Genomic DNA, 11,687 nt, shown 5'->3' with positions numbered 1-11,687 from the left:
GCTGTCGGTACGACGGCTGGGCGCGGGCCAAGGTTGCACGGCGGGGATCTGTGGCCCGGTTCTGGCTGTAGCGGTGCGGGGGCTGCCGCGCGGGCGTGCGCCGATGACCGCTGAGGAAAGGATACGAGGAAGGCGATGAGCGATTTTGATAGCGCGATTGCGCAGGTGGTGGCCCAGATCATCGAGCTGGAGCGCGAGCGGCTGCAGATCTACGAGGATGACCAGGTGACCGAGGAGGAGCACCCGCGCCTGGCGGCGATCAAGGCCGAGATCGAGCGGCTGTGGGATCTGCGCCGCCGAATCGAGGCTGCCAAGGCGGCGGGACTCTCGGAGGTGCCGGTGATGCCGCCCGCCGACCCGGGCAGCATGATCGGCTAGGGCGCGGCGGCCATGTGCCCCGCGCGCGGCGCACGTGCCGCGCGCGGGGCTTTGCTGTGCCTAGCTGCCGCACCCATTGGCCAGCACCTGGCTGGCGCTGGCCGCCAGGGCCGCGGGGCCGATCTGGGCCTTGTCGATGCTCCAGCCCAGCAGCTGGAACGGCTCGACGTTCACCCGGCGCAGCTGGTAGCTGCCGCAGAACGCGGTGGTGCTGCCATCCCGCTGGTGCGCCACGATCCCCACAGGCAGGCTGGCGTAGGCCGATCCCGCCGCCACATCCTGCTGGGCTTGGCCGAAGGCCAGATTGACCTGGGCGGTGGTGGCAAAGCCCTGGGCGAAGGCGGCGAAGCCCTGGCCGCTGGCCGCGCCGCTGCCCGACCAGTAGGTGTAGGCCCGGCCATACTGCTGGGCGTTGATCGCGCTGTAGTAGGCCTGGATGAGCGCCTGCGGGTCGCCGCGCTCGGCGGGCGGCTGGGGGTTGGTGGCGCTCTGCTGGATGCTGGCCGAGGTGATCTTCCAGCCGCCCGCATCCTGCCGCAGCGTGTAGGCCCCGCTGTACTGTCGCACCTCCTGCGCGCCGCCGCTCAGATTTTCCACCGAGGTGATGGTGACGGGCACGCTGGCCTCCTGCCCCTGCGCGCTGGCCTCGCCGAGCGCGAGCTGCACCCCTGCGGTCTGCGCGAAGCCCTGGGCGAACTGCTCGGCGCTCTGGCCGCTGGCCGCGCCGCCCTCGGCCCACAGCGGGTAGGCCTGGGCGTACTGCCGCTGGCCGATGGCCTGGTAGTAGCGGGCGATGATCTCGGCGGCCTGCTGGGCGCTGCTGGCTGCGGCTGCGGTGGGCTGGGCCTGGGTGGCTGCGGGGGCCAGCGTGGCGCTGGGCTGGGTAGCCATGGCGGCTGCGGTGGGCGGGGCCAGCGTGGCGCTGGGCCTGGGGGCCATGGCCGAGCTCTGCTGGCAGCCGACGAGCGCCCCCGCCAGCGCTATGCTCCCGATCACCGTATATGCGATGTGATGCATGATCCTGTTCTTTCCGCTTCGTCTTGTACGGCAATTATCCTAGCAGGCCCACGAGATCGCTGGGTGATGCCGCGCTGAGCCGCGCCTGATGCGCTGCTGATCGGCCTAGCGTGTGGTGGGCCGCACGGTGGTACAATAGCCCAACCCAAAGCCTCTAGTGTTAGGATCGCCCATGACCGAGCCACACGCGCCGCTCACCTTCCGCCCCGCCCAGCCCGAGGACATCCCGGCCCTCGCAGGCCTGCTGGTGCAGCTCTACAACGCCGAGCTTCCCGGAGCGCTGCACGGCCCGCCCGAAGGGCAGCGCCGCCTGATGCGCTACACCCTGGAGCAGGGCGAGGGCGCGCTGTTCCGCCGCTACGTGGCCGTCGCGTCCGACGGCCAGCTGGTGGGCACCGGCAGCTACCGCCTGGCCCGTGACAAGGTGTTCTCGCCCGCACCCCCCGGCACGGTGCGCCGCAGCGTGAGCGAGCTGGGATTGGGCAACACCGCATTCCTGTTCATGATGCTGCTGCGGGCCGGGCTGGTGGCCGAGTCGCAGCTGGGCAACGATGGGGCCTACATCCATAGCCTGGTGGTGGATGAGCGCGCGCGCGGATCGGGCGTGGGCGCGTGGATGCTGGGCCAGATCGAGCGGCTGGCCGCCGCCGATGGCGCCAGCGCCGCGCACCTGCGGGTGATTGTGGCCAACGCCCGCGCGCTCCCGTTCTACCAGCGCCTGGGCTACCGCGCCACCGCCCGCACCTCGCCGCTGATCGGCTGGGCCACCTACCCCTGCGACTACATGACCAAGGCGCTTTCCCCGGCCCCGTGATATAATGCAGCCACATCGGGTGGCGCTTGCAGGGCATGTCCGCCGCCTGGCCATGCGGCCAGGCGACGCTCTCCATAGGCTGCGTGCCTGCTACCTACGGTCATACGTTTGAGGAGCATGATAATGGCGATCCGCCGCATTCTAAACATTGAAGATCCGGATGATAAGAAGATCCTAAAGGCCAAGGCTCGCCCGGTGCAGCTGCCCAACCCCAAGCTGAAGGCGCTGATCGCCGACATGTTCGAGACCATGCACGCCGCCAACGGCGTGGGCCTGGCCGCGCCCCAGATCGGCATCTCGCAGCGGCTGGCCGTGATCTACATCCCGCCCGAGGTCGAGGAGCGCGAGGACGGCAGCCAGGTCGAGGTGGCCCCCGCCGAGGAGTACGCGCTGATCAACCCCCAGATCATCAAGCGCAGCGAGCAGGAGGAGACCGACCACGAGGGCTGCCTGAGCATGCCCGGCTGGTACGGCGAGGTTCCCCGGCCCGCCTGGGTCACGGTCGAGTTCTCGGGGCTGGATGGCAAGCGCTACCGCCTGCGCAAGGCCGACGGCCTGCTGGGCCGCGCCCTGCAGCACGAGATCGACCACTTGGATGGCGTGATGTTCACCGAGCGCATGCGCGATCTCTCCACGCTGAAGGACTACAGCAAGGACAAGGCCGACGCGCCCTCGCACCGCCCGCAGGAGGCCGAGCCGACCGAGGCGTAGCGCGCCGCACGCCAGGCACCAGGGGCCACCCCTGGTGCCTTTTTGTTTGCCCCGCCCTTCAGCCGATGCCCGCCCCGCACCGCCGCTGTATGATGGTGCTGGCCCGCCACGCTTGCGGGCCGCTGTTCTCTTCCAACTACAACGGAGTACCCATGAGCACCCAGAAGCTGCGGGTTGGTGTGATCGGCGCGGGAATCGGCGCGCTGCACCTGGCCGCCTACAACCAGATCCCCGATGCCGAGGTGGTGGCGCTGGCCGGACTCGACGACGACCGCGTGCGCCGCGTGGCCGCCGAGCACCACGTGCCCCAGACCTACCGCGAGTACGAGCAGATGCTGGCCGCACCCAACGTGGATGCGGTGAGCGTCTGCCTTCCTAATGCCCTGCACGCCCCCGTGGCCCTGGCCGCGCTGCAGGCTGGCAAGCATGTGCTGGTCGAGAAGCCGCTGGCCCGCAACGCCCAGGAGGCCCGCGCCATCCTGGATGCGGCCCAGGCCCAGAGCAAGGTGCTGATGGTCAGCTTCGACAAGCGCCACCGCGCCGATGTGCAGTGGATCAAGCGCTACATCGACTCGGGCGCGCTTGGCCAGATCTACTACGCCAAGGCCCACTGGATGCGCCGCGCGGGCATCCCGCGCCTGGGCAGCTGGTTCGTGAGCAAGGAGCAGGCGGGCGGCGGCCCGCTGGTGGACCTGGGCGTGCACGTGCTGGATATCGCCATGTACCTGATGGGCGAGCCTGCGCCGCTGGCGGTGAGCGCCAGCGCCTACGCCGAGTTCGGGCCGCGCGGCCTGAAGGGCTGGCAGGGCCGCGAGCAGTTCAGCGACGAGCGCCTGCCCTACGAGGTGGAGGATCTGGCCACGGCCTTCGTGCGCCTGGGCGGCGGCGCGACCCTGCTGCTGGAGGCCAGCTGGGCCACCCACAGCTCGGCGGGCGACGACTTCGGTGTGACGCTCTACGGCACCGAGGGCGGCGTGGAGCTGATGGTGCGTAACTACACCACGGTGGACACGGTGCGCGTGTTCACCGATATCGGCGGGGTGGCCACCGACATGGCCCCCAAGATCCCCAAGAGCGACGGTCACCTGGAGGTGATCAGCCGCTTTGTTTCGGCGGTGGTGCATGGCACCCCGGCCATCCCCAGCGCCGACGACGGCCTGCGCCGCAACCTGGTGCTCGACGCCGCCTACCAGTCCGCCGCCGAGGGCCGCGAGATCACTATCTCGTAGCCGTTTTTTACCACCAAGACACCAAGGCACCAAGGTTTCTATTTCTTGGTGCCTTGGTGTCTTTTTTTGTCGATGCCCTATCATGCGACAACCTGGGGTCTTGATGGTACAACATACCCTACAGGAAAAAACTTGGAGCCTTGGAGTCTTGGTGGTAGATCCCTAGCAGAAAGGATCGTGCGATGCGGCTCGATACGACGCTGGCGATGGAGACGGCCCGCCTGGGCGATGTGGCGGCCACGGCGCGCGCCGCCGAGGCGCTGGGGCTGGATGGGGTGTGGGCCTCGGAGACGCAGCATAGCCCGTTTCTAGCCCTGGGCCTGGCGGCGCAGGCCACCGGGCGCATCCAGCTGGGCACCTCGGTGGCCATCGCGTTTGCCCGCAGCCCCATGGTGGTGGCGCAGGAGGCCTGGGATCTGCAGGCGCTCTCGGGCGGGCGCTTCGCGCTGGGCTTGGGCACCCAGGTGAAGGCGCACATCGAGCGGCGCTTTGGGATGCCCTGGGGCCGACCGGTGGCGCGCCTGCGCGAGTACATCCTGGCGCTGCGGGCGATCTGGGCCAACTGGCAGGATGGCAGTCCGCTGCGCTTCGCGGGCGAGTTCTACAACCACACGCTGATGACGCCGTTCTTTAGCCCCGGCCCGATCGCGCACCCGCGTATCCCGATCGCTATCGCGGGCGTGAACGAGGGCCTGGCCCAGCTGGCGGGCGAGCTGTGCGATGGCTTCCACGCACACCCCTTCCACACCCGCGCCTACCTCGACCAGGTGATCCGCCCGCAGATCGCGGCGGGCGCGGCGCGGGCCGGGCGCGCGCCCGCCGCGATAGAGCTGATGAGCGCGGCGTTTGTGGTGACGGGTGCGGATGACGCGGCGATGGAGGCTGCGGCGCAGCAGGTGCGCGAGCAGATCGCGTTCTACGCATCCACGCCCAGCTACCAGCCGGTGCTGGCGCTGCACGGCTGGGAGGATGTGGGCGAGCGGCTGGGGCGACTGGCCTCGGCCCGCCAGTGGGGCGAGATGGGCGGCCTGATCGGCGATGCGATGCTGGATGAGCTGGCGGTGGTCGCGCCGCTGGGCCAGGTGGGGGCGGCGCTGCGCGAGCGCTACGCGGGGGTGCTGGATCGGGTGACGCCCTACATCCCCTACGCGCCCGGCGCGGGCGATGCCCTGTGGCGCGAGCTGCTGGCGGCGCTGCGCAGCTAGGCGGGGGCACTTTCGCCGTATCAGTGGGGGTGGGAATGAGCGTTGCTGTCGGGTCGGCCAGGGTGCGCCTTCGTTGATGGCGGTGGTGTTTGGGTGGTGGGTGGATGCCCTGCGCGGGCGGCGCCTAGGGGCCAGCCCCTAGGAACCCCGCGAGGGGGTGTCACCCCCTTCGAAACCCCCAATTTTGGGTGTTCCCGTGCCGTTTCCTGGCGGCTGATGTTTGTGCATATGGCCAGTTTGCACGAGCGGCACCTTCGCCGCATGGGCCGGGTGAGTTGGGGGAAGCTCTGTGTAGGTTGGGGGAAGCTCTGTGTGGGTTGGGGGAAGCTCTGTGTAGGTTGGGGGAAGCTCTGTGTAGGTTGGGGGAAGCTCTGTGTAGGTTGGGGGAAGCTCTATGTAGGTTGGGGGAAGCTCTGTGTAGGTTGGGGGAAGCTCTGTGTAGGTTGGGGGAGCTGTGATTATGCTTCCCCCTGCGGAGCGAACAGCACGGCCCGACATCCAACGAAGGGTGGATGTCGGGCCGTTTTTTCTACGAACCGCTGGCGCGGTAGGTGAAGGTGGCGCTCATGGTGGCGCGGGGCGCTCCTGCGGCGAAGTCGGCCCGGTCGATCAGGATGAGGGTGATGCTGCTGCCTTCGGCGGGCGCGCGGTAGGCCAGCTGGGCGCTGAAGGTGCTGCTGCTCTCTAGCAGCTGCGGGTTGAAAGTGCCCGAGCCAAGCTCCTGCTCCTGCGCGTCGAGGATACGGAAGTGCAGGTTGCCGTCGAGCGGGATGGCGCTAGTAGAGCCGCTGATGGCCAGCGGCGATCCCACGCTCGCGCCGCTGCTGGGCGCATCGAGCGTGATGATCTGGATGGCGCTGGGGTCGGTGCGGCGCGGCGCTGGGTAGGCGCTGGTGCCCTGGGGCGCTGGGTAGGCGCTGGTGCTCTGGGGCGCTGGGTAGGCGCTGGGTACGGCGCTGGGCATAGCGGTCGGTACGGCGCTGGGCGCTGCTGTTGGTGCTGCGGGCGCTGTGGTCGGCACGGCGCTGGGCGCTGCGGGTGCTGCAGTGGGCACAGCGCTGGGCACAATGCTCGGCGCTGCACTTGGGATGGCGCTTGGTGCGGCGGGCGGCACGAGGTTCTGCACGCCGCCCACGATCGCGCCTGCGGTGGGCGGTGTGGTGATGTTCGGGGAGATCTGCACCACCTGCGAGGCCAGCGCCACGGCGGGCCCCGCCAGATCGTTGCGCTGCACCACCTGGAGCACGCCCGGCCCGCCCTCTAGTGCGGTGTAGACCACCTGGGCCTCGAAGGTGCCGGGCTGGCCCACCTGGCCGCTGGCCTGCACGGTGCCGGTGGCCAGCAGGATGCTCTCGGCGTCGTAGAGGCGGTAGATCAGGCCGCCCTGCGGCGGCACCTGGGCTAGCTGGCCGCTCAGCGGCTGCGGGCTGGTGATCGCCGCGCCCTGCTGGGGCTGGCTGATGCTGATCGGGCCTGGCGCGGCGTCGGGCGCGGCGGCGCTGCGCTGCTGGGCGGCGGGGGCGGGGGCGGTCGGCGCGGCGGTCGGCGCGGCGGCCTGCTGCGCGCCCTGGGCCGAGCATGCGGCGAGGGCTGGCAGCAGCAGGGCTGGCAGCGCCCAGCGGGCGAGGATGTGGCTCTGGGATGGTAGGTTCATGACCGGTAGCTCCGCTCTGGTTGGCGAATCCGTGGCGCACTAGGCGATCGTCAGCACCACCTTGCCGATGTTCTGGTTGCGCTCGACGTAGGCGTGGGCCTCGGCTGCCGACTGGATGGGCAGCTCGCGGTCGATCACGGGGCGCAGCTCGCCGCTGGCGAACCTGCCCAGCGCGAACGTGCTGAAGTCGCGCACCAGGGCGGCCTTCTGCGGCATGGGCGTGCGGCGCAGGGTGGTGCCCGTCACGGTCAGGCTTTTGGCAAGAATAGCGCCAAGGTCGATCTGGCCGCGCGAGCCGCCCAGGAAGCCGATCAGGGCCATGCGCCCGCCCTGGGCGGCGGCGGCCATGTTGGCCCCCCAGTAGGGCGCGCCCACGAAGTCGAGGATGACATCGGCCCCGCGCCCGCTGGTGGCCTCCAGCACGCGCGCGCCGAAGTCCTCGTCGCGGTAGTTGATGGCGATGTCTGCGCCGAGCTGGCGGGTGGCGGCCAGCTTTTCGGCGGAGCCAGCGGTGGTGATGACGGTGGCCCCGGCGGCGCGGGCCAGCTGGATGGCGGCAGAGCCGACGCCGCTGGCACCGGCGTGGATGAGCGCGACCTCGCCCGCCCTGAGGCCGCAGAGCGTGAACAGGTTCAGGTGGGCGGTCAGGAAGGCCTCGGGGATGGCGGCGGCCTGGGCGTAGGAGAGCTCGGCGGGGATGGGCATGGCGGCGGTGGCGGGCACGGTGGCCAGCTCGGCGTAGCCGCCGCCGGTCACCAGGGCCATCACGCGGTCGCCCACGGCGAAGTCGCCTGCGGCCTGCACCACCTCGCCCGCTAGCTCCAGCCCCAGGATGGGCGAGGCCCCGGCGGGCGGCGGGTAGCTGCCGCGGCGCTGCAGCAGGTCGGCGCGGTTGATGGCGGTGGCGTGGACGCGCACCAGCAGCTCGCCGGGGGCGGGCGTGGGGTCGGGGGCGCGGCCCCAGCCTAGCACCTCGGGGCCGCCGGGCGAAAGGATGTGGATGGCGTGCATGGATCTCCTCCTCTGTTGCTGGCCGCCGCTAGTCCTCGGTATGCGGCGGCTCGTCAAGCGCCTGGCCCCAGCCCAGCTCCTTGGTCTGCTTGAACGCGGCCCTGTGGCGCTTGAGCGCTCGATGCGCAATGATACCATCTCTGCTGGAGATCGTGGTCTCGGCGTAGGCCTTATTCCACGCGACCTCGCGGATGACGCGGCCCCAGATCGCGCCCTCGGCGGGGAAACGGGCCATGGCGGCGTAGCTGAACTTGCTGTCCTCCCAGGGCGAGGGCGCGCCGCGCGCCCGGCGCTGGAACTCGGGGCGGGCGATGCGCTGCGGGAAGTGGCACCAGTCGTCCGCCAGCGGGCAGGGCATGTCGTGGGCGCAGGGGGCCAGGGTGTGCGCGCCCTGGCCCAGCAGGGCGTCGCGGGCGGCGCGCACCACCGGGAAGGCCGCCGAGGTGCCCGGCTCGACGATCAGCAGCAGGCCGGCTGTCATGGTCCATGCGGCGGCCACGGTGGCGGCCTGGGCCTCGGGCGTCAGCTCGTTCAGCACATGGCCAAGGATGACGAGGTCGTAGCTGCCCTGGGCCTGGGCGCTGCGCAGATCGCGCTGGTGCCAGGCGGCGCTCTGCAGGGCGGGGGCTGCGGCCTGCGAGGCCAGCTGGCGGCCCGCGCGGATGAACGCGCCCTCGCGCTCCCAGGCCTCCAGCCGGGCCAGCGAGGGCCACTGGGCGGTGGCGGCCCACAGCGCGGTGCCCGGCCCGCTGCCCAGGTCGAGCGCGGTGTGGGGCTGCCAGCCGGGTGCGCGGGCGGCGGCGGCGGCCATGGCCCCGCGCAGCTGGGCGTAGGTGGCGGGCATGATCATGGCCATGTAGCCCAGCGCCTGGGCCTCGCCGCTGGCCAGCGGGGCCTGCTGCCTGCGGTCGCCGCGGTAGCGCTCGCTGAGCGCCTGGGCCTCGCGCACCCAGCGGGCCTCGGGCTGCTCGTCTAGCTGGCGGCGGATGGCCTGGGCCAGGTCGTCGGGAAGCGTGAGCATGGGCGCGCTCCTATGGCTGTGCGGTGGGCAGGTCGGCGGTCGGCTCGGGCGTGGGCGGCTCGGGCGTGGGCAGGTCGGCGGTCGGCTCGGGCGTGGGCGGCTCGGGCGTGGCGCTCGGCGGCTCGCCTGCGGGCGTGGCGGTGGGCAGGTCGGCGGTCGGCTCGGGCGTGGGCGGCTCGGGCGTGGCGCTCGGCGGCTCGCCTGTTGGCGCGGCGGTGGGCAGGTCGGCGGTCGGCTCGGGCGTGGGCGGCTCGGGCGTCCAGGTGGGCCAGACCGGCTCGGGCGTCCAGGTGGGCCAGACCGGCTCGGGCGTCGGGATGATCGGCGCGGCGGTGGCCGACGGCTCGGGCGTGGCCGTGGCGGTGGCCGTAGGTGTGGCCGTGGCGCTGGGCGTGGCGCTGGGTGTGGGCGAGCGCGTGGCCGTGATGGTGGGGCGGATACTGGGCACGGCGGCGGGCGCGGCGGTGGGGCGGAACAGCCCGCCGGTGTTGACGCCCTGGAACATGGCCACGAACACCAGCACCAGCAGCACCAGGCCGCCCGCCACGCCGATGCGCCACGCCATGCTGCCGGAAAGCTCGGCGGGCAGCCGCGCCATGCCGTGGCGCTCGGCGGCGCTGCGGGGCGGCGGCCTGCGCTCGGGCGGGCGGGGCGGCTGCATGTCCTCGGCGCGCTGGGTCGGCTCCTGCGCGCTGCGCAGCGGCTCGGTGAGCAGCTCGGCCAGCATCGGCTCGGGGGTGGGCTGGGCGCGCGGCGTGGCCAGCTCGGCCAGCTGGGCCTGGGCCAGCGGGCGGGTGCCGTGACGCTGGGCCACGCTGTTCAGGGCGGCGGCGAAGGCGGCGGCGCTGGGGTAGCGCTGTCCGGGGCTTTTGGCCATCACGCGGGCCATCACCGCATCCAGCTCGGGCGGCAGCCCCGCGCTCAGCGAGGATGGCGCGGGCGGAGGCTTCTGCACGTGGGCCACGATCAGCTGCGGCGTCGCGCCCGCGAAGGGCACCTTGCCGGTCAGCATCTCGAAGGTCGTCACCCCCAGCGAGTAGATGTCGCTGCGACCATCCAGCGGCTGGGCCGAGGCCTGCTCGGGCGAGATATACTCGGGTGTGCCCATGAACACGCCGGTGCGGGTCAGGCGCTCGCCGCCCTCGTGCTCGGTGGCCTGGGCGATGCCGAAGTCGGTGAGCAGCACGCGCCCCTCAAGATCGACCATCACGTTATGCGGCTTCACGTCGCGGTGGATGGCCCCCTGGCGGTGGGCGTAGTCGAGCGCCGCGCCCACCCGTGCTGCAATAGCGGTGGCGGCGGCCAGCCCCAGCGCGCCGCGCTCCTGGATGATCGTGTGGAGCGTGCGGCCCTCCACGAACTCCATGGCGATATAGCGCACCTCATCCTGCTCGCCCACGTCGAAGATCGCGACGATGTTGGGGTGGCGGAAGTTGGCGGCCGTCACCGCCTCCAGCGCGAAGCGCTGGGCGAACTCGGGGTCGGCGGCGAGCTGGGGCGCGAGCACCTTCAGCGCCACGGGGCGCTGGAGCAGCGTGTCGGTGGCGCGGTAGACCCGCGCCATGCCGCCGCGCCCGATCTCGGCCTCTATCTGGTAGCGGCCGATCCGTCGGCCAACGAGGTAGGTCATAGTTGATGCGTCGGTGTCAAGCGTTCGGCCTGGCGAAGTGCGGGCGGGCGGGGGCGTGGCGGCATTCCAGGGCCTGCGCATGTGGGCTTGGCGCTGTAAACTGCCGTGTCGTTTGCTGCGAATCTCGATCCTAGAACCGAGAACGGTGCCGCACGCCCTATGGTATAATCCCTTACAGCTAGCGCGATTGTACCATATTGCGCGTCGGATTTAAAGCTGCTGCGCTGGCGAAGGTTTCTGGAGGTTTGCAACATGGTGCCATCTCCCTCACCGCTGCTGGTCATACGTCGTCAAAACTCCAGCCCTACCCAGATCGAGTGGGCGCAGACCGCGCTCTCCATCGGTCGCGATACGGCGAACGATATTATTATTGATCATCCGCTGGCCTCGCGCCGCCACGCCCGCCTTGAGTACGATGGCGACGGCTACACCGTGCGCGATCTGGGCAGCACCAACGGCACCTTCGTGAATGGCGACAAGGTCGATGGCGCACGGATGCTTCATAACCAAGATCGGATCTGGGTGGCGGACACAGAGATTATCTTCAATGACCCCGAGGCGACCCAGAAGGGGCCGCTGCCCATAGAGATACTGAAGCAGGTTCAGTCGGCGGTCGAGTCGCCGCTGCGGATCGATAGCCGCGCGAAGGAGGTGTATATCTCCGGCGTGCAGCTCGACCCGCCGCTGACGGTGAAAGAGTTCCAGCTGCTTGAGCTGCTCTACAGCCACATCGGCGAGGTGATCAGCAAAGAGGAGATCGCCAAGAGCGTGTGGGACTACGAGGTGTACGACTACAACGCGATCGACGCCCTGATCTACCGGCTGCGCCAGCGGATCGAGATCGACTCTGGCCTGCCCAAGTTCATCGTGACGGTGCGCGGCTTTGGCTATAAGCTGGTGCTGCCGAGCTAGCGGGCTTCGGCGTCTGGATCTTGGGTGCCCGGCCGATGTGGCTGCTGGCGAAGGAAGAGGGCGCTGGCGTGCAGAAGATGCGGCCAGCGCCGCTGTATAGAGGGA

The 11,687-nt window shown here is 70.6% G+C and carries 11 protein-coding genes; 6 read left to right on the top strand and 5 right to left on the bottom strand.

Going from position 1 to position 11,687, the window contains the following annotated elements:
• The first annotated feature begins 135 nt into the window (after window positions 1-135).
• Window positions 136-378: a DUF2630 family protein gene (locus F8S13_05515; GenBank protein ID KAB8144335.1), complete on the top strand. Its 243-nt coding sequence runs from the start codon at window positions 136-138 to the stop codon at window positions 376-378.
• Between the two features lie 60 nt (window positions 379-438).
• Here F8S13_05515 and F8S13_05510 read toward each other — a convergent pair whose 3' ends face one another.
• Window positions 439-1,395 carry a nuclear transport factor 2 family protein gene (locus F8S13_05510; protein ID KAB8144334.1) on the bottom strand — a complete coding sequence of 319 codons (957 nt, stop codon included), beginning with the start codon at window positions 1,393-1,395 and terminating at the stop codon, window positions 439-441.
• Between the two features lie 172 nt (window positions 1,396-1,567).
• Between F8S13_05510 and F8S13_05505 the strand changes: the two genes are divergently transcribed.
• From F8S13_05505 to F8S13_05490, 4 genes are all read left to right on the top strand, one after another.
• Window positions 1,568-2,209 carry a GNAT family N-acetyltransferase gene (locus F8S13_05505; protein ID KAB8144333.1) on the top strand — a complete coding sequence of 214 codons (642 nt, stop codon included), beginning with the start codon at window positions 1,568-1,570 and terminating at the stop codon, window positions 2,207-2,209.
• A 123-nt stretch (window positions 2,210-2,332) separates the two neighbouring features.
• Window positions 2,333-2,920 carry a peptide deformylase gene (def, locus tag F8S13_05500; GenBank protein ID KAB8144332.1) on the top strand — a complete coding sequence of 196 codons (588 nt, stop codon included), beginning with the start codon at window positions 2,333-2,335 and terminating at the stop codon, window positions 2,918-2,920.
• 152 nt (window positions 2,921-3,072) lie between these two features.
• Complete coding sequence (locus tag F8S13_05495; protein KAB8144331.1) at window positions 3,073-4,149, top strand: Gfo/Idh/MocA family oxidoreductase; 1,077 nt, start codon at window positions 3,073-3,075, stop codon at window positions 4,147-4,149.
• A 182-nt stretch (window positions 4,150-4,331) separates the two neighbouring features.
• A complete protein-coding gene (locus F8S13_05490) occupies window positions 4,332-5,354 on the top strand; it encodes a TIGR03617 family F420-dependent LLM class oxidoreductase (GenBank protein KAB8144330.1) in 1,023 nt (340 codons plus the stop codon).
• A 529-nt stretch (window positions 5,355-5,883) separates the two neighbouring features.
• Here F8S13_05490 and F8S13_05485 read toward each other — a convergent pair.
• Genes F8S13_05485 through F8S13_05470 form a run of 4 tightly spaced genes read right to left on the bottom strand, consistent with a single transcriptional unit; the run spans window position 5,884 to window position 10,751 of the window.
• Window positions 5,884-7,008: a hypothetical protein gene (locus F8S13_05485; protein ID KAB8144329.1), complete on the bottom strand. Its 1,125-nt coding sequence runs from the start codon at window positions 7,006-7,008 to the stop codon at window positions 5,884-5,886.
• Between the two features lie 39 nt (window positions 7,009-7,047).
• A complete protein-coding gene (locus F8S13_05480; GenBank protein ID KAB8144328.1) occupies window positions 7,048-8,019 on the bottom strand; it encodes an NAD(P)H-quinone oxidoreductase in 972 nt (323 codons plus the stop codon).
• 28 nt (window positions 8,020-8,047) lie between these two features.
• Window positions 8,048-9,040 (bottom strand): rRNA methyltransferase, encoded by a 993-nt coding sequence (locus F8S13_05475; protein KAB8144327.1) that lies wholly within the window; start codon window positions 9,038-9,040, stop codon window positions 8,048-8,050.
• Window positions 9,041-9,050: 10 nt separating this feature from the next.
• Window positions 9,051-10,751 (bottom strand): serine/threonine protein kinase, encoded by a 1,701-nt coding sequence (locus F8S13_05470; protein ID KAB8144326.1) that lies wholly within the window; start codon window positions 10,749-10,751, stop codon window positions 9,051-9,053.
• A 171-nt stretch (window positions 10,752-10,922) separates the two neighbouring features.
• On the opposite strand from F8S13_05470, the gene F8S13_05465 reads away from it, so the two are divergent.
• Complete coding sequence (locus F8S13_05465) at window positions 10,923-11,582, top strand: FHA domain-containing protein (GenBank protein ID KAB8144325.1); 660 nt, start codon at window positions 10,923-10,925, stop codon at window positions 11,580-11,582.
• The last annotated feature ends 105 nt before the right edge of the window (window positions 11,583-11,687 follow it).

The sequence above is a fragment of the Chloroflexia bacterium SDU3-3 genome (assembly GCA_009268125.1).
In the GTDB taxonomy this organism is placed as follows: Bacteria; Chloroflexota; Chloroflexia; order Chloroflexales; family Roseiflexaceae; genus SDU3-3.
This window is presented reverse-complemented; position numbering and strand designations above follow the sequence as displayed.